This window comes from Nocardia niigatensis NBRC 100131 (assembly GCF_000308655.1).
Lineage (GTDB): Bacteria > Actinomycetota > Actinomycetes > Mycobacteriales > Mycobacteriaceae > Nocardia > Nocardia niigatensis.
Map to the genome: position 1 here is coordinate 18,987 of NZ_BAGC01000023.1, position 16,440 is coordinate 35,426.

At 68.5% G+C, this 16,440-nt stretch carries 17 protein-coding genes; 12 read left to right on the plus strand and 5 right to left on the minus strand.

From position 1 onward, the window contains the following. Window positions 1–80 precede the first annotated feature (80 nt). The gene (locus ON33_RS06655) at window positions 81–551 is read left to right on the plus strand and encodes a MarR family winged helix-turn-helix transcriptional regulator (protein WP_040856686.1); all 471 of its coding nucleotides are present in this window, start codon (window positions 81–83) and stop codon (window positions 549–551) included. Between the two features lie 52 nt (window positions 552–603). Continuing rightward, window positions 604–879 (plus strand): Lrp/AsnC family transcriptional regulator, encoded by a 276-nt coding sequence (locus ON33_RS06660; protein WP_040856541.1) that lies wholly within the window; start codon window positions 604–606, stop codon window positions 877–879. Between the two features lie 29 nt (window positions 880–908). Here ON33_RS06660 and ON33_RS06665 read toward each other — a convergent pair whose 3' ends face one another. Then, window positions 909–1,217: a hypothetical protein gene (locus ON33_RS06665; protein WP_040856543.1), complete on the minus strand. Its 309-nt coding sequence runs from the start codon at window positions 1,215–1,217 to the stop codon at window positions 909–911. 105 nt (window positions 1,218–1,322) lie between these two features. Between ON33_RS06665 and ON33_RS06670 the strand changes: the two genes are divergently transcribed. Continuing rightward, on the plus strand, window positions 1,323–1,868 hold the full coding sequence (locus ON33_RS06670) for a phosphoribosylanthranilate isomerase (protein ID WP_040856545.1): 546 nt from the start codon (window positions 1,323–1,325) through the stop codon (window positions 1,866–1,868). A 33-nt stretch (window positions 1,869–1,901) separates the two neighbouring features. Here the strand turns inward: ON33_RS06670 and trpD are convergent, their stop codons facing one another. Continuing rightward, a complete protein-coding gene (gene trpD, locus ON33_RS06675; RefSeq protein ID WP_040856547.1) occupies window positions 1,902–2,957 on the minus strand; it encodes an anthranilate phosphoribosyltransferase in 1,056 nt (351 codons plus the stop codon). A gap of 68 nt (window positions 2,958–3,025) precedes the next feature. After that, the gene (locus tag ON33_RS06680) at window positions 3,026–3,460 is read right to left on the minus strand and encodes a hypothetical protein (RefSeq protein ID WP_040856550.1); all 435 of its coding nucleotides are present in this window, start codon (window positions 3,458–3,460) and stop codon (window positions 3,026–3,028) included. Between the two features lie 156 nt (window positions 3,461–3,616). Between ON33_RS06680 and ctaE the strand changes: the two genes are divergently transcribed. The 5 genes from ctaE to ON33_RS06705 all read left to right on the plus strand — a co-directional run bounded on the left by ctaE (window position 3,617) and on the right by ON33_RS06705 (window position 9,027). Beyond that, entirely contained in the window at window positions 3,617–4,228 is a 612-nt protein-coding gene (gene ctaE, locus ON33_RS06685; protein WP_083868641.1) for an aa3-type cytochrome oxidase subunit III, read from the plus strand. Window positions 4,229–4,330: 102 nt separating this feature from the next. After that, entirely contained in the window at window positions 4,331–5,191 is an 861-nt protein-coding gene (gene qcrC / locus ON33_RS06690; protein WP_040856555.1) for a cytochrome bc1 complex diheme cytochrome c subunit, read from the plus strand. Further along, on the plus strand, window positions 5,188–6,336 hold the full coding sequence (gene qcrA, locus ON33_RS06695; RefSeq protein ID WP_040856556.1) for a cytochrome bc1 complex Rieske iron-sulfur subunit: 1,149 nt from the start codon (window positions 5,188–5,190) through the stop codon (window positions 6,334–6,336). Before qcrC ends, qcrA begins: the two co-directional genes overlap by 4 nt. After that, window positions 6,333–7,952, plus strand: coding sequence for a cytochrome bc1 complex cytochrome b subunit (gene qcrB, locus ON33_RS06700; RefSeq protein WP_040856558.1), 1,620 nt, complete (start codon window positions 6,333–6,335; stop codon window positions 7,950–7,952). The genes qcrA and qcrB overlap by 4 nt, the downstream gene beginning before the upstream one ends. Window positions 7,953–8,067: 115 nt before the next feature. After that, complete coding sequence (locus ON33_RS06705; protein ID WP_051151719.1) at window positions 8,068–9,027, plus strand: AraC family transcriptional regulator; 960 nt, start codon at window positions 8,068–8,070, stop codon at window positions 9,025–9,027. 6 nt (window positions 9,028–9,033) lie between these two features. Here ON33_RS06705 and ON33_RS06710 read toward each other — a convergent pair whose 3' ends face one another. Then, window positions 9,034–9,654: a class I SAM-dependent methyltransferase gene (locus ON33_RS06710; RefSeq protein ID WP_051151728.1), complete on the minus strand. Its 621-nt coding sequence runs from the start codon at window positions 9,652–9,654 to the stop codon at window positions 9,034–9,036. 211 nt (window positions 9,655–9,865) lie between these two features. Further along, on the minus strand, window positions 9,866–11,605 hold the full coding sequence (locus tag ON33_RS06715) for a DEDD exonuclease domain-containing protein (protein WP_169336783.1): 1,740 nt from the start codon (window positions 11,603–11,605) through the stop codon (window positions 9,866–9,868). A 583-nt stretch (window positions 11,606–12,188) separates the two neighbouring features. On the opposite strand from ON33_RS06715, the gene ON33_RS06720 reads away from it, so the two are divergent. The 4 genes from ON33_RS06720 (at window position 12,189) to ON33_RS06735 (ending at window position 16,344) form a co-directional block, all read left to right on the plus strand. After that, window positions 12,189–12,815, plus strand: a complete 627-nt coding sequence (locus ON33_RS06720) for a C40 family peptidase (protein WP_083868665.1) — start codon at window positions 12,189–12,191, stop codon at window positions 12,813–12,815. A gap of 257 nt (window positions 12,816–13,072) precedes the next feature. Then, complete coding sequence (locus ON33_RS06725; RefSeq protein WP_051151720.1) at window positions 13,073–14,077, plus strand: NlpC/P60 family protein; 1,005 nt, start codon at window positions 13,073–13,075, stop codon at window positions 14,075–14,077. Window positions 14,078–14,113: 36 nt separating this feature from the next. Continuing rightward, window positions 14,114–15,124 carry a peptidase MA family metallohydrolase gene (locus tag ON33_RS06730; RefSeq protein WP_040856701.1) on the plus strand — a complete coding sequence of 337 codons (1,011 nt, stop codon included), beginning with the start codon at window positions 14,114–14,116 and terminating at the stop codon, window positions 15,122–15,124. Window positions 15,125–15,186: 62 nt separating this feature from the next. Further along, a complete protein-coding gene (locus ON33_RS06735) occupies window positions 15,187–16,344 on the plus strand; it encodes a glycosyltransferase family 4 protein (RefSeq protein ID WP_040856564.1) in 1,158 nt (385 codons plus the stop codon). Window positions 16,345–16,440: the final 96 nt, after the last annotated feature.

Below are 16,440 nucleotides of genomic sequence, written 5' to 3' on the forward strand. Positions count from 1 at the left end.
CCAGATCGTTAGCCGTCTACTGAAAAACGTTAGACGGCTAACGATTGATGGTCAAGACCCGCAACCCGACCGGAGGCCACATGCCCGCCGAAGGCTCAGCCGACTTCCTCGACCTGCACGGCCGCACCTCGAAAGCCTTGCGCGCCTTGGCCGATCGCGATATGCGCCGCCTCGGCCTGCACCTCGGCCAGAATCACGTGCTGGCCGTGCTGTGGGAACGGGACGGCCGCACACCGGGGGAGATGGCAGCCGCGCTGAACGTCACCACACCGACCGTCGTCAAGATGGCCACCCGGATGGCCGCCGCCGGCCTGCTCACCCGCCGCCGCGACGACAAGGACAACCGCCTGGTCCGGCTCTGGCTCACCGACCACGGCCGCGCGCTCCGCGACCCCGTCGAAGCCGAGCGGAAGGCCCTGTCCGACAAGGTCACCGCCGACCTCACCGCCGCCGAACGCCGCCACCTCATGTCGGCTCTGGACAAGATCCACCGTGCCGCCGGCGACCTGCTCGGCGAACCCCTCGACCACACCGACTCGATCCCGGACTGACCCGCGCCGATCCCGGACGCTGCCGTTCCGGCCATCACCTAGAGTTGGGCACATGATTACCGCGATCGTGTTGATCTCCGCCGAACCGGATCGGATTCCGGAGACCGCGCAGGAACTGGCCGACATCAAGGGGGTGGCCGAGGTCTATTCGTGCGCGGGGGATGTGGACCTGATCGCGGTCGTCCGCGTGCGCGACCACGAGGAGATCGCCGACGTGGTCACCGGCCGGATCAACAAGACGCCGGGCGTGCTGCGCACGGCCACCCACATCGCGTTCAAGTCCTACTCGCGCGCGGACGTGGAGGCCGGCTTCTCGATCGGCGAATAGCCGACAGAGTCAGCGGAACCGGACGGATGTCAGCGGGTCTGAACCGACGCGCCCAGCGCGGTACCGGAGTGCCCCGGCTCGATGGTGTGCGTGACGCCGCCCTTGCAGCCGGGGAACAGGTACACCCGGGCCCGCAGCGCGGTCTCGTTGTCGACGCTGAGCCGGCGCGGCACACTGCGGATGGTCACGCAGTCGTCCGGCAGGCCGTAGCTGTGGCCGTCCACGGAGAGGCTGCCCGGAGCGTTGGACTCGTCGTGAGCCCAGTGAGCGGAGCTCACCGGAATGCCGATGCCCAGGAACACGACCACCAGGCCGGGTAGGACCACTCCGTATCGCATGACGAAACTGTAACGCCGCCTCGGAGACCGAACGGCAAACACACAGCTGGGTGGCCGGAATTCTCAGGACACTCGGAGGAAATCTTCCACGAGAGGGCAGGAACCATGTTCGTGAAGGTGTGCGGGCTCACCACCGAGGAACAGATCGACTGGGCCGTCGAACTCGGCTACACCGCCATCGGCGTGGTCGGCACCACCAAGAGCAAACGGTATGTCGAACCCGCCCGGGCGCGCGAGCTGGCCGCCTACGCGCGCGGCCGGATCCGCTCCTTCGTGGTCGCGTTCGACCGCAGCGAGGTCGCCGAGGTGATCGGCGACTTCGACGTCATCCAGCTCTACAACTGGACCGACCTGCCGAACCTGGCCTACTGCTCGGCCACCGAACCCACCCCGGACCAGGCCTGCGAGTACTTCTTCTACGACGCCAGCATCGGATCGGGCGTCTTCGCCGAATTCCCGGACTGGCTGGAGAAGACGCCCGGACAGGTGGTGCTGGCCGGCGGTCTCAGCCCCGACAATATCGCCGAGGTGATCACGACCCACCGGCCGTTCGGCGTCGACGTCTCCAGTTCCCTCGAAACCGCACCGGGCATCAAGAGTTTCGAGGCCATGCGTCGTTTCAAGCACGCCGTGGACTCCGCCGGGGCCTGACGCCCCCGCTCGATCGGGCCCGAAGTTCCGGGCTCAGTTCGCGCCGAGCTGGTTGGAGACGGTGACCCAGCGGTCCAGCAGCGCCGAGGCCGCACCCGAGTCCACCGTCTCGGCGACCCGCTCCAGCGCCACCGCCAGTTTGGCGTGCAGATCCTGGTCGACCTCCTCGGCCGTCAGGTCGAACGCCACCAGCGCCGCGGCCGAATTCAGCAGCACCGCGTCCCGCACCGGACCCGGGTCGCCCGCGAACATGGCGCGGGCGATCACCGCGTTCATCTCCGCGTCGCCGCCGCGCAGCGCCACCGGATCCACCCGCTCGATGCCGAGTTTCGTTGGGTCGATGGTGGTTTCGTGCGACCGGCCGCCCGCGACCACCCACACATCGGTGGTGTCCGCGGTGGTGATCTCATCCAGGCCGTCATTGCCGCGCACCACCAGCGCCGAAGCGCCGCGACCCGCGAACACGCCCGCGATGACCGCCACCAGATCCGGGAACGCGCAGCCGATCAGGCCCGCGCTCGGCTGGGCCGGATTGGTCAGCGGGCCCAGGATGTTGAAGACCGTCGGAATCCCGATCTCCCCGCGCGCCTGACTCGCGAACCGCAGCGACGGATGGAACACCGGCGCGAAACAGAACCCGATACCGGTCTGCCGCACACACTCGGCCACCGATTCCGGCCCGAGCGCGATCTTCACGCCCAGCGCCTCCAGCACGTCCGCGCCGCCGCTCTTCGACGAGGCCGCCCGGTTACCGTGCTTGATCACCGGAATCCCGGTGGCCGCCACCACGATCGAGGACATGGTGGAGATGTTCACGCTGCCCGAGCGGTCACCGCCGGTGCCGACGATGTCCACCGCCGCGCCCTCGAACGGCACCCGCTTGGCGTGCGAGAGCATGCCGGTGGCCAGGCCGCTCAGCTCGTCCGGGGTCGGGCCCTTCATCTTCAGGGCGACACCGAACGCCGCGATCTGCGCGGAGGTGGCATTGTCGGAGAAGATCTCGTTCATCGCCCACGCGGCCTCGTCCGAGGACATGTCGTTGCCGTCGGTGAGGATGCCGAGGATTTCCCGCCAGCTGCGCGCGCTCATCGCCTTCTCTTCCCGTTGCCGGTCGATGCCGGACACCAGTGTGGTTGGGGCCAGCCTAGTGTGCGGGCCTAGTTCTTTTCGCCGGGACCGCCGGCCGGTTGCAGCGCGTCCCAGCCCAGCACGTCGCCCTCGTAGCGCTGGGCGAGTCCGGCCATCCGGGAACGCTCTTGGGAACAGTGCAGGGCGTCCAGCACCTGCACACGCTGCAGCACCAGGTTCGCGGGGTCGGCCGTGTCCACCGAGGCGGTGTCATAGCCGATCTGAGCGGCGATGACTTGCACCGCACTCACCTGGGCCGCGGGCACCCGCAGATGGTGCCGCAGCACCACCGGCTGGTCGGAGGACCAGTCCAGGGCCTTGCCGAGGGCCGCCGAACAGGCCTCCGCATCATCGAAACTCGAGGCCACCACGACCAGATCCGGGCGCCCCGGATCCAGGTCAGTTGTGCCGCCGCGTCCCAGTAATCGCCGCCACCACGACATCACTGCTTCTCTCCCTCTCATCAGGGCTCAGCTTCCTCTTACCTGCGCAATCTAGGCTCTGCGGGGACACGCCGAGAGTCCCGCCGAGACACCTGCTCGCCCTGGGCTTTCCGACACGTACGACAAAGTTTCGTACCCGCCTACGCCTGTCGTACTACGACAAGTCATACTTACCGCGTGACGACCGCAGTAGGGACCCCAGGATCGGCCATTACCCAGCGTGTGCATTCGCTGAACCGGCCCAACATGGTCAGCGTCGGTACCATCATCTGGCTGTCGAGCGAGCTGATGTTCTTCGCCGGCCTGTTCGCCATGTACTTCGTTGCTCGCGCGCAGGCGCACGGAAACTGGCCGCCGGAGCCGACCGAGCTGAACATGAAGCTCGCCGTGCCGGTGACCGCGGTGCTGATCGCCTCCTCCTTCACATGCCAGATGGGCGTGTTCGCCGCCGAGAAGGGTGACGTCTTCGGCCTGCGCCGCTGGTACCTGCTCACCTTCTTGATGGGTGCGTTCTTCGTCGGTGGCCAGGCCACCGAGTACCACGCCCTGTACTCGGAGGGCACCTCGATCTCCAGCAGCGTGTACGGCTCGGTGTTCTTCATCACCACGGGCTTCCACGGTCTGCACGTCATCGGCGGTCTCATCGCGTTCGTGTTCCTGCTGATCCGCACCAAGCTCAGCAAGTTCACCCCGGCGCAGGCCACGGCGGCGATCGTCGTCTCCTATTACTGGCACTTCGTCGACATCGTCTGGATCGGCCTCTTCGCCACGATCTACTTCGTCCGCTAGCACCGGACGCGCCGAGGCACGGCACCCGCCTCTCCGGGACTGCCCGCGTCGGCGAAACACAAACTTGTACAAGTCGGTTCCGTCTACTCCAAAGGGACACAGATGAGTTCATCTCCCCCGTCAGCGCCAGATCCCGAGGGGATCGGCCAGGCCACCAAGATCCGCAAGCAGCGCCGGATGCGTCGGAAGCTGGCCGGCGGTCTGGTTCTCCTGATGGGCCTCGTCGGAGCCGGCTTCGCGGCGTCGGCCCTGACCCCGCAGGCTCAGGTCGCCACCGCGAAAGAGGACCAGTCCGCGCTGATCCGCGAGGGCAAGCAGATCTACGACACCTCCTGCGTCACCTGCCACGGTGCCAACCTGCAGGGTGTCCAGGATCGCGGCCCCAGCCTGATCGGCGTCGGTGAGGCCGCGGTCTACTTCCAGGTTTCCACCGGTCGTATGCCCGCCGCCCGCAACGAGGCGCAGATCGTGCGCAAGCCCCCGAAGTTCGACGCGCACCAGACCGACGCGCTCGGCGCGTACGTCCAGTCCCAGGGCGGCGGTCCCTCCGTGCTGCGCGACAGCAACGGCGACATCGCGCAGGACTCCATCGTCGAGGGACGTGACCTCGGCCGTGGTGGCGAGCTGTTCCGCATGAACTGCGCCTCCTGCCACAACTTCACCGGCAAGGGTGGCGCGCTGTCGTCCGGCAAGTTCGCGCCCCCGCTGGAGCCGGCCAGTGAGCAGCAGATCTACCTGGCCATGCTCACCGGCCCGCAGAACATGCCCAAGTTCTCCGATCGGCAGCTGTCGCCGGACGAGAAGAAGGACATCGTCGCCTACATCAAGGACCGCATGGAGACCCCGTCCGAGGGCGGCTACGGCCTCGGCGGCTTCGGCCCCGCGACCGAGGGCCTGGCCATCTGGGTCGTCGGCATCGTGGTCCTGGTCGGCTCCGCGATGTGGATCGGTTCCCGGTCATGAGCGAACAGGAGCGAAACACCATGGGGGACAACCCCACCGAACCCACCGATGAGCAGCTCGACGCCATGTCGCGGGACGAGCTGGTCAAGCTCGGAACCGAGCTCGACGGCGTCGACGTCGCCTACCGCGCCCCGCGCTGGCCGGTCCCGGGTACCCGGGCCGAGAAGCGGGCCGAGCGCCGGGTGGCGCTGTGGTTCGGCATCTCCGCCCTCATGGGCGCCGCGCTGATCGGCGTCTACCTGTTCTGGCCCTGGGAATACAAGGGCCGGCACGAAGACGGCAACGCGATGTACACGCTGACCACCCCGCTGTACGGCCTCACCCTCGGCATCGCCGTGCTGGCCGTCGGCGTCGCGGTCGTGCTGATCCGCAAGCACTTCATCCCGGCCGAGATCTCCATCCAGGACCGCCACGACGGCACGTCCAAGGAGGTCGACCGCCGCACCCTGGTCGCGCAGCTGCAGGACGCCGCCGAGACCTCCACCCTGGGCCGCCGCAAGCTCATCACCCGCACCGCGGGCCTGGGCGTCGGCCTGCTGGGCGTCGGCGCGCTGTTCGTCTTCGTCGGCGGCATGATCAAGAACCCGTGGGCCAAGCGCGACAAGTCGCCGCTGTGGGTCTCGGGCTGGACCCCGGACTACCCGGGCGAGACCATCTACCTGCGTCGCGACACCGGCCGCCCCGAGGACATCGTCCTCGTCAAGCCGGAGGATCTGGACGCCGGCGCCATGGAGACCGTCTTCCCCTGGAAGGAATCCTGGCGCGGGGACGAGCACGCGACCCTGGAGTCGCTGCGCGGAATCCGCAACGCGGTCATGCTGATCCGTCTGCGCCCGCACGACGCCGAGCACGCCATCAAGCGCAAGGGCCAGGAGAGCTTCAACTTCGGCGACTACTTCGCCTACTCGAAGATCTGCACCCACCTCGGCTGCCCCACCTCGCTGTTCGAGCAGCAGACCAACCGGATCCTGTGCCCCTGCCACCAGTCGCAGTTCTCGGCGACCGAATGGGGTAAGCCGGTCTTCGGTCCCGCCGCGCGTGCGCTGCCGCAGCTGCCGATCACCGTCAACGCCGATGGCTACCTGGTCGCCCAGCACGACTTCATCGAGCCCCTCGGCCCGGCCTACTGGGAGCGTCGTTCATGAGCCCTAGCAAAGTGGCCGTCCAGGCCAACGAGATCGACGAGCGCTACCGCGTCGCGGCGTTCGCCAAGCGGTCGATCAACAAGGTCTTCCCGACCCACTGGTCGTTCCTGCTCGGTGAGATCGCGCTGTACGCGTTCATCATCCTGCTGCTGTCGGGTATCTACCTGACGCTGTACTTCGACCCGTCCATGTCGGAGACCGTCTACCAGGGCGCCTACCAGCCCCTGCGCGGTGTCACCATGTCGCGTGCCTACGAGACCGCGCTGAACATCTCCTTCGAGGTGCGCGGCGGTCTGTTCGTGCGCCAGGTGCACCACTGGGCGGCGCTGCTGTTCGCGTCGTCGATCATCATCCACCTGTTCCGCATCTTCTTCACCGGCGCGTTCCGCAAGCCGCGTGAGGCCAACTGGGTGATCGGCTCGCTGCTGCTCATCCTGGCCATGTTCGAGGGCTTCTTCGGCTACTCGATCCCGGACGACCTGCTGTCCGGCACCGGTCTGCGCGCCGCCTTCGGTGGTATCACCATGGGCATCCCGGTCATCGGCACCTGGATGCACTGGCTGATCTTCGGCGGTGACTTCCCGGGCACGATCATCATTCCGCGTCTGTACATCGCGCACGTGCTGCTGCTGCCGGGCATCATCCTGGCGCTCATCGCCGCGCACGTCGCGCTGGTGTGGTACCAGAAGCACACCCAGTTCCCCGGACCGGGCCGCACCGAGAAGAACGTCGTCGGCGCTCGCATCATCCCGGTGTTCGCCGCCGACCAGGGCGCGTTCTTCGCCTTCACCCTGGGCGTCGTCGCCATCATGGGTGGCGTCTTCCAGATCAACCCGATCTGGAACCTGGGTCCCTACAACCCGTCTCAGGTCTCCGCGGGTTCGCAGCCGGACTTCTACATGATGTGGACCGACGGCATGGCGCGTCTCATGCCGCCGTGGGAGCTGTACCTGGGCCGCTACACGGTTCCGGCGCCGTTCTGGGTCGCGCTCATCATGGGCGCGGTGTTCGCTGTGCTGATCGCCTACCCGTGGATCGAGAAGCGCCTCACCGGCGACACCGCCCGCCACAACCTGCTGCAGCGTCCGCGCGACGTGCCGGTCCGCACCGCCATCGGTGCCATGGCCATCACGTTCTACATGGTGCTGACCCTGGCCTGTGTGAACGACATCCTGGCGCTGAAGTTCAACATCTCGCTGAACGCCACCACCTGGTTCTTCCGCATCGCCCTGCTGCTGGCCCCGCCGATCGCGTACTTCGTCGCGTACCGGTTCTGCATCGGCCTGCAGCGCAGCGACCGCGCGGTGCTCGAGCACGGCGTGGAAACCGGTGTCATCAAGCGGCTTCCGCACGGTGAGTACATCGAGGTGCACCAGCCGCTGGGCCCGGTCGACTCGCACGGTCACCCGGTTCCGCTGGAGTACCAGGGCGCCCCGGTGCCCAAGAAGATGGTCAAGCTCGGTTCCGCCGGCAAGCCCGGCACCGGCTCCTTCCTGCGCGCCGACCCCGCGTCGGAGCAGGCGGAGAACGTGGCCATCGCCCACGAGGAAGAGCACAAGATGCTCGAGGTGCTGGCGGAGGCGCAGAACGCCGCTGCCGGCAAGCACGATCACTGATCGTCACACCGTCACACGGGAAGGCCCCGAGTCGAATTCGACTCGGGGCCTTCCCCGTTTCCGGGACTCCGCCGATCGGGTGACAAGGTGACCGGGACCTGTTAGCTTCCGAATCATGGCTGTCCAGCCGGATCGACGGGCGGTCGCCCGGCCCGCGGTGGCGACCCGCTACGCGGTGGAGACCGGTCGGGCACAGGGGATTCCGGTCTCGGCGTGCCTGGCCGGGACCGGGCTGCGTGGCGGCGATCTGGAAGAACCCGGCGCACAGGTGCGGTCGGGGCAGGAACTGCGGGTCATCCGGAATCTGATCGCGCACGGGGGAGACGCGGCCGAACTGGGAGCCGCGACCGGGCGGCGGTACACACTCGGCGGCGCGGGGATCGTCGGCTACGCCATGGTGACGAGTCCGACCGTGGGGGACGCGATCCGGCTGCTACCGAGGTATTTCGCGGTGACCTCGGTGCGATTCGGGCCCTCGTTCATCGAGACCCGGGCCGGATTGGCGGTCGAAGCCGGGGACGGGGAGGTGCGCGGCGAAGCACGGGCCTTCCTGCTGACTCGCGATCTGACGGCCGCGTTCACGCTGGTCTCGGCGCTGGTCTCGGCCGGCGGCGGGACGCTCACCCTCGAATTCGAGCCGGGGCGAGGCGCATTCACCGTGCCGCCCGAGGCGCTCGGCCGGCCCGCCGCCCCACCCGACGCGCACACCGGAGCGCAGTGCATTCAGCAGTGCGAGCTGGCGCTGGACCGGCGGCACCGGCACACCGGCCCGGCAGCACAGGTTCGCCGAGTGCTCCTGCGGACGCCCGCGATCACGCCGTCACTCGCCGAGGTCGCCCGCGAGCTCGCGCTCTCCGAACGCGGACTGCACCGCCGACTCGCCGACCAGCACATCAGCTTTCGCAGCCTGGTCGACCAGATCCGGCAGCAGCTCGCCGCCGAACTGCTCGACCTCGGAATCGCCGGCGAAACCGTCACCCGCATGGTCGGCTCACCCGCCCAGCCCGTTTTCGGTCCCGGCTACCCGCGACGCCCGGGCACCCGGCCCGGCCGCGCTCACGACATCCCGCGCTGACGGTCGCTAACCCTGCGGCGCAGCCGGATTCGGCCTGGTCCACACCAGCGAGAACCGCCACAGGATGTGGCGTCGGTAGCGCACGCCCGGCAGGATTTCCGCGGCCGTCCGCCTCGTCTCGGCATAGGTTTGCGGCGGCGGCCAGACCACCGGGGAAGGGTGAGCCCACTGGGAGCGGAACAGCCGATCCTTGAAACTGGTGAGGAGGGCGGCGGCCTCCCAGGACAGATCGGCCGGAAAGTCGTTGCGCGCCATGCCCACGACCGCCAGGGTTCCGCCCGGTCGCAGCAGCTCCCGCATCCGGGTGAGAGCCTTGACGGTGTCCATGTGGTGCAGGGCGGCGATGGACACGATCCCGTCGAACGACTCCGGTTCGAAGGGGTACTCGAGGAAATCCGCCTGCAGATAGGTGATCTCGTCCGGCCCGGACTGGTCCCGGGCCAGCTCGATACTCCGCGCATCGGGATCGATTCCGGTCACCGCGGCCCCACCCAGCCGAATCCGCCTGGCCAGCATGCCTTCCCCGCACCCGACGTCCAGCACGTCCTTCGCCCCCGTGACCGCTTCGGCCAGCAACGGGTGGTACTCGATGTTGTGATTCCAGCGCTCGGCATCTGGCACATACATCCCGCCATTCTGACAGCGCGCCGCTGCTGCCACCCGCACGTTCCGGTCGGCCACTCGCCGGACACCTCCCACGCTGGTTCATCCGATCGGCGGCCCGGACCGGACTGTTCGCACGAAAACCCTGACCGCATCGGCCGATCGGGGCCTTCGCCAAATCGATACGGGGACTGCGTCTCTGATCCGGCACGCGGAAACGTGACCAGTTCGATCGTCACGTCGACGGGGACTGATCCGGGGTGGTGATGTGCGAGGCGGCTTCGGCCCGGGTTACCCAGTCGAGCCAGGGGCCCGCGCCGAGGCGGGGTTCGTGGTAGCCGTCGGTGGTGCGGACGATGCGGGTGCCGGGTTGCTCGAGCCAGCGGACCAGCAGGCCCGCCTCCTCCGGAAGTGCGCCGCGCAGTGGGGGATAGGCGGGGTGCTCTCCGGGGGCCGAGAGCAGGGGTGGGATCACGGTTTCGGCAGAGGCGGCGAGGCGGTCGACCACCGCCATGGGGGAGATGCCGCGCACGGCGGTGCCGGCGGCGGCGAGGCGGGCATGGCGGATGATCGCGAACTGCCAGCCACCCGCACCGTCGGGGTGAGCGGCAATCAGTTCCGGGATGGCGGCCAGCGCGGTCAGACGCTGGGTGCGGCGCAGGGCGCGGATCACCGTCACAGTGCGATCTCGCAGCCGGGCTGCGGCCTCGAAATGTTCTGCGGTGGACAGGGATTCGAGCCGCGCCGCAATGCTGTGCAGCAGGGTGTCGTCGGCGCCGGCGAACAGGGCGCGAACAGTGGCCGGAGCGCGTTCGTACTCCTCTATATAGAGCGGTCCGTTCTCGGCGCCCGCCGGGCAACCGCCGACCACCGCCGGCGGGCAATCGTGGCGGCCGGTGCGCGGGATGCGGGTGGTGCACGTCCGCAAGCCCGACTGCTCGGCGACGGTGGCGGCGATCTCCAGGGCGTCGGCGCGGGAGGTGAACGGGCCCAACGCGTCCCGGGTGGGCGTGCGGGAGACGGCGAAGCGGGGGAACGGCTCGTCGGTGAGCGTCAGCCACCAGGCTCGCTGCGGGAATTTCGAGCGCCGGTTGTAAGGCGGGGTGTGGGCGAGCAGCAGCCGCAGCTCCCGCACCCCGGCTTCCAGACCGTGTGAGCACTCGACGTGATCGACCCGCGTGGCCAGCTGCACCATCTCGCGCATGCGCGGTCGGGTGTCGGAACCGGTGAAGTAATTGCGAACGCGGCGGCGCAGATTCAACGCCGTCCCGATATAGAGGACTTCGTCCGACGGTCCCCGGAACAGGTAAACACCCGGCGTGGCCGGAAGATCCGCCGCCATCACACGTTTCGCACGCTGGCGGCGCGTCACCTCGGGAAGATAGTCGAGCAGCTCGGTGAGACTGTGCACCCCCTGGTTGCCGACCCGGGCGATGAGCGCGTGCAGCACGTCCACCGTCGCGCGGGCGTCGTCGAGCGCGCGGTGCGTGGGGCGGGTCTCGGCGCCCAGCAGCTGCGCCAGGTACCAGAGTTTGGCCGAGGGCGCCTCGTCCTTGGGCAGCACCCGCCGCGCGAGCTGGACGGTGCACACGATCTGGAAAGCCGGCCACGGCACTTCGCACTTCGCGGCGGCGGCCTTCAGGAAGCCCGTGTCGAAGCGGGCGTTGTGGGCGACCAGCACGGCTCCGCGCGCGAACTCCAGGAACCCCGGCAGCACCTGCTCGATGCGCGGGGCGTCCACCACCATGGCGGTCGTGATGCCGGTGATCTGCACGATCTGCGGCGGGATCGCGCAGCCGGGGTTCACCAGGGTCGCGAACTCGCCGAGCACCTCGCCGCCGCGTACCTTCACCGCCCCGATCTCGGTGATCGAGTCGCCCTCGGGGCTGGTGCCGGTCGTCTCCAGGTCCACGACCACGAACGTTGTGTCATAGAGCGGGGTTTCGAGCTCGTCGAAGGCCAGCTGTCCGGACACGGAGGGGAAGCCTAGGCGCAGGGTCCGACAACTTCGCCCGGTCACGGCCGGGAGGAAGCGGCTCGAGGTGACCTGGGGAATATCGGTATTTGTGGCGGAGATTCTCGAGATGAAATCCCCGAATTGCCGAAATATGCCAGATTGTGGCCAGGGTCACAATTATTCGGAAAATGGATCAATTTTGAGGAAGGGGGTGGTTGGTTCGGATCGGGTTCCGGCGTGTGCTGTGCCGCTGTCCTGCGGTCGGGCGTGTCGGATGGGTGTGTCGCAATCGCCCTGGTCGGGGGCCGTGGCTCCTACCTCGTGTTATGCGGAATTCGTCGAGGTCGGAAGGGCCTCCGGCGGCCACGGGCTACTCGCCGGTAGCTACTGGAACGCTCTTCGGAAAATGGCCGTTGTTATCTTTTCGTGATTGCTGTGACGTTTGTCGCACCGAAATAGGGCTGCGTAACAATTTCGAGTCATGCATCGGCTGTCCCGGCTTTACAAAGCACCGTTATGTACTCGTAATCTTCCTGAGACCTTGCGGAGTCCGACGCACCACCGGGTGCGGCGTCGCAAGGCAGATTGGAAGTACCTCATCATGGCGACCACCACCGTGAAGCGACAGGCCCGGGGCATGCAGCGCACTGCGCGTCGTGCCGCTGCGGCCGGTGCCGTCGGCGCTGCCACGCTGAGCGCGCTGCTGCTGCCCGCGACTCCCGCCTCCGCCCAGCCGGTGAACACCCCGGTCGGCACCATCGACGTGCCCGACCAGATCCAGCTCCCCGCCGGCATTCCGGGCCTCCCGGAATCCCTGCCGGTGAACATCCCCGCCCTCCCGGGCATCACCATCCCGGGCGTCCCGGCGGCCCCCGGCCCGCAGGCCGGCCCGCACCAGATCGCGGTCGACGCCGCCATGAGCCGCATCGGCGACCCGTACGTGTACGGTGCCGCCGGCCCGAACGCCTTCGACTGCTCCGGACTGGTGCAGTGGTCCTACGCGCAGGCTGGAGTCAGCCTGCCGCGCACCAGCTATGAGCAGCTCAATGCCGGCAGCCCGGTCTCGTTCAACGACCTGGAGCCCGGTGACGTGGTGTCGTTCTACGGCGGCAGCCACTCCGGCATCTACATCGGCGACGGCAATGTGGTGCACGCGTCCACCTCCGGTCAGCCGGTGAAGGTCGCCCCGATTTCCTCCATGCCGTTCACGGGCGCGCGCCGCATCTGATTCGCCGCTTGACCGGGGAGCCTTCCCCGTAGCCGACCGCGGGCGGCCGACCTGCGGAAGAGGCGGTGACCGTGATGATTCCGTGGCCTGCTGGACACAACCGGTCGCCGTTTCGTAATCTTATCGAGACCTTCTGAACCGGCTCGGGGTAAGAGAACGGGACGACACCAACGGTGGCAGCGCAGCAGCGACCTCATCGGACACACAGTCAGCGAACCAGGCGACTGGTGGGTGGAGCCCTCACAGTAGGCGCACTCATGGTCGGCACCTCCGGCACGCTGGGCATCGGACCCGCGACAGCCGATCCGGCCTCCGCACCGGCATCTGCTGGGGAAGCAGTGCAGCGGCTCATCGATCTGTCGCGGCAGTCCGAACAGCTCAATCAGCAGGCGCTCGACGCGCAGGCCGATCTGGATACCAAGGCCGCCGCGGCCGGCGTGGCCGACCAGCGGGCCGCCGACGCGGCCGCCACCCTGGACGCGGCCAAGGCGGAAATCCGGCGCTACCAACCGGTCATCGATCGGGCCGCGACCTCCGCGCTGCTCGGCAGCCGCACCAACCGGCTGACATCGCTACTGGTCAGCAATTCGCCACAGCAGCTGCTCGACCAGATGTCCATCGTGGACTTCGTGGGCGCGCGCACCAATGATCAACTGGGCCAGTATCAGCGGGCCACCGACGCGGCCTCGGTCGCCGAGGCCGCCGCCCGCGCCGCCGCCGACACCGCGCGCGCCGCCAGCGCCGCCGCCGACGCGGTCCGCACCGACCTCGAATCCAAACGTGCTGCGCTGCAAGGATCCATGGCCCAGGTGATCGCCGCGTGGGGTCAGCTCTCCGCCGGTGACAAGTCCGCGCTCGCGGGCTCCATGTTCCCGCCCGGCTTCGATCGCGACAGCCTGCTCCGCGGTCTGGTGCCCGGTTCCGGAACCAGCGCGCTGGCCGCAGGTCTCACCCGCGTCGGCGATCCCTATGTCTGGGGCGCCACCGGTCCCGACCAGTTCGACTGCTCCGGCCTGGTGCAGTGGGCGTTCCGCCAGGTCGGCAAGAGTGTGCCGCGCACCAGCCAGCAGCAGTCCAGCTACGGCACGCCGGTCGACGCGAAGGACCTCCAACCCGGCGACGTCGTCTTCTTCTACTCTGACATCTCGCATGTGGGCATCTACGCCGGCAACGGATTGATGCTGCACGCTTCGACTTTCGGCGTTCCCGTGCAGGTCGCGCCGATGAGCTCCACACCGTTCCATTCGGCGCGCCGGTTCTGACCTCCGCGGACCGCGCATGATCACGACGAGGTGGCGATGAGCGCTCTGCGGCAGGTGCACGGCTGGCTCGCGGCCCGGCGGCGGTTCCAGTTCGTCGCCACCCTGGTGATGGTCAGCGCGCTGACCGCGGCCTGCGGGGCGCTGCTCATGTTGCCGAACTCGGTGCTGCCCAAGCTGCGCGCGGTGGCGCCGGGGCAGGATTCGAGCCAGGTCACGCCCACCGATCCGCAGGTGCCGCAGGTGAAACGGACCATGGAGGGCTACGGCAAGGTCGTCGCCGAGACCGCTTCCACCGGGCCGGATCGCACCGGCATCGTGCTCGGTCATTCCGGGCAGCAGGCCGATATCGATGTGCTGGCAGGCGAACTCGCGGCAAGCACCACGGCGGTCACCGCGCTGTGGGGTGCGGACTGGAATCAGGCGCCCGTCGTCGTGGTGGCGTCCAGCACGTCGGAGTTCGCGGCGCTCACCCATGTCGTCGGTGACGTGCCCGCCGAGGTCGCGGCCTCGACCGTCGCCGATCCCTTCCGTCCCGGCGCCCAACTGACCGGGCAGCGCGTGGTTTTCGGCCCCGACGCCGGCCGCCGCCTCGGCGCCGACGCCCTGCGCTCGGTGCTGCGTCACGAACTCACCCACATGGCGACCCGCGCGGTCACCGTCGACGGCTCCCCGATGTGGATGCTCGAGGGCTTCGCCGAATACTCGGCCCACCGCGACCTGCGCCACCCCATCGCCCAGATCGCCCCCACCCTCACCGCCCGCGCCCACGCCGGCGACCTGCCCGCCGACCTTCCGCCCGACGCCATGTTCGAGCCGACCAGCGGCAACGCCTCCCTGGCCTACGAACAGGGCTGGTCCGCCTGCGCTTTCATCGCCGACCGCTACGGCGACGCGAAACTCATCACCCTCTACCGGCAGCTCGCATCGGGCCCGAAGGACCGCACCGCGATCGAGACTGCCCTGCGCACGACCCTCGGCGTCGGCTATGCCGACTTCATCACCGACTGGCGTACCTGGCTGACCACCCGCACGGCCGAGGGCGCATAACTCGGGGGTGCGAGGTTTCGGGGCGGGGGGAGCGCGAGCGCTGGGTGCAGTAGGTTTGTGACATGGGGCGAACTCTGCTGGTTACCAATGATTTCCCGCCGCGACCGGGTGGGATTCAGTCGTATCTGCATGCGCTCGCCCTGCAGCTGCCCGCCGACGAGCTGGTGGTGTACGCGCCGCGGTGGCGGGGGGACAGTCACTGGAAGTTCGATGCGCAGCAGCCTTTTCAGGTGGTGCGCCATCCGACGACGCTGATGCTGCCCACACCGCTGGTGGCGCGGCGGGCCAAGAAGCTGATACGCGACGAGAAGTGCGATCGGGTGTGGTTCGGGGCGGCGGCGCCGCTGGCGCTGATGTCGCCGGTGCTGCGCCAGGCGGGCGCGGAGCGGATTCTGGCGTCCACCCACGGGCACGAGGTGGGCTGGTCGATGCTGCCGGTGGCGCGGCAGGCGCTGCGGGTCATCGGCGATCACACCGATGTCGTCACCTACGTCAGCAAGTACACGCGGCGGCGGTTCTCGACCGCGTTCGGGGCGCAGGCCGCGCTCGAATATCTGCCACCCGCCGTGGATTCCGAGGTGTTCAAGCCGGATCCGGCCGCCCGCGCCGAACTGCGCGAGCGCTACGGGCTCGGGGACCGGCCCACCATTCTGTGCCTCTCGCGGCTGGTGCCGCGCAAGGGGCAGGACATGCTGATCACGGCCATGCTCGAGATTCGCAAGCGGATCGACGGGGCGGTGCTGGTCATCGCCGGCGGCGGGCCCTACGAGCAGAAGCTGCGGCAGTTCGCCGAGGTCATGGGCCTGAGCAATGACGTGGTCTTCACCGGCCGCGTCGCATCGGGCGAACTCGCCGCCCACCACACCATCGCCGATGTCTTCGCCATGCCCTGCCGCACCCGCGGTTTGGGCCTGGATGTCGAGGGCCTGGGCATCGTGTTCCTGGAGGCCTCGGCCACCGGAGTGCCAGTGGTGGCGGGCAATTCCGGTGGCGCGCCGGAAACCGTGCGGGAAGGCGAAACCGGTCGCGTCGTGAACGGCCGCTCCGTCGAGGACCTCACCGACGCCATCGTCGACATCCTCTCCGACCGCGACGCCGCCGCCCGCATGGGCGAGGCCGGCCGCGCCTGGGTCCAGCAGCAATGGCGCTGGGACCTGATGGGCGCGCGACTACAGCGACTGCTGGATCCGAGCTGCTCGACGAACGCACCGGCGCGCTGAGGCAATACCCAAAGGTTCGCGGCCGTCTAGATTCTGGCCTGCGGCTCGAGAGACCTCCGCTTCGAGCGAAGGGGGCTCGAGCGGAGAGGGAAGAAT

What these genes read in the sequence shown, in the direction of transcription:
- ON33_RS06725 (WP_051151720.1), top strand. Translation starts at nt 13,073, where the DNA reads ATGGTCGGCACCTCCGGCACGCTGGGCATCGGACCCGCGACAGCCGAT.
- ON33_RS06705 (WP_051151719.1), top strand. Translation starts at nt 8,068, where the DNA reads ATGGCTGTCCAGCCGGATCGACGGGCGGTCGCCCGGCCCGCGGTGGCG.
- ON33_RS06670 (WP_040856545.1), top strand. Translation starts at nt 1,323, where the DNA reads ATGTTCGTGAAGGTGTGCGGGCTCACCACCGAGGAACAGATCGACTGG.
- ON33_RS06665 (WP_040856543.1), bottom strand. Translation starts at nt 1,217, where the DNA reads ATGCGATACGGAGTGGTCCTACCCGGCCTGGTGGTCGTGTTCCTGGGC.
- ON33_RS06720 (WP_083868665.1), top strand. Translation starts at nt 12,189, where the DNA reads ATGGCGACCACCACCGTGAAGCGACAGGCCCGGGGCATGCAGCGCACT.
- ON33_RS06735 (WP_040856564.1), top strand. Translation starts at nt 15,187, where the DNA reads ATGGGGCGAACTCTGCTGGTTACCAATGATTTCCCGCCGCGACCGGGT.
- trpD (WP_040856547.1), bottom strand. Translation starts at nt 2,957, where the DNA reads ATGAGCGCGCGCAGCTGGCGGGAAATCCTCGGCATCCTCACCGACGGC.
- qcrC (WP_040856555.1), top strand. Translation starts at nt 4,331, where the DNA reads ATGAGTTCATCTCCCCCGTCAGCGCCAGATCCCGAGGGGATCGGCCAG.
- ON33_RS06680 (WP_040856550.1), bottom strand. Translation starts at nt 3,460, where the DNA reads ATGAGAGGGAGAGAAGCAGTGATGTCGTGGTGGCGGCGATTACTGGGA.
- qcrA (WP_040856556.1), top strand. Translation starts at nt 5,188, where the DNA reads ATGAGCGAACAGGAGCGAAACACCATGGGGGACAACCCCACCGAACCC.
- ON33_RS06730 (WP_040856701.1), top strand. Translation starts at nt 14,114, where the DNA reads ATGAGCGCTCTGCGGCAGGTGCACGGCTGGCTCGCGGCCCGGCGGCGG.
- ON33_RS06655 (WP_040856686.1), top strand. Translation starts at nt 81, where the DNA reads ATGCCCGCCGAAGGCTCAGCCGACTTCCTCGACCTGCACGGCCGCACC.
- ON33_RS06660 (WP_040856541.1), top strand. Translation starts at nt 604, where the DNA reads ATGATTACCGCGATCGTGTTGATCTCCGCCGAACCGGATCGGATTCCG.
- qcrB (WP_040856558.1), top strand. Translation starts at nt 6,333, where the DNA reads ATGAGCCCTAGCAAAGTGGCCGTCCAGGCCAACGAGATCGACGAGCGC.
- ON33_RS06710 (WP_051151728.1), bottom strand. Translation starts at nt 9,654, where the DNA reads ATGTATGTGCCAGATGCCGAGCGCTGGAATCACAACATCGAGTACCAC.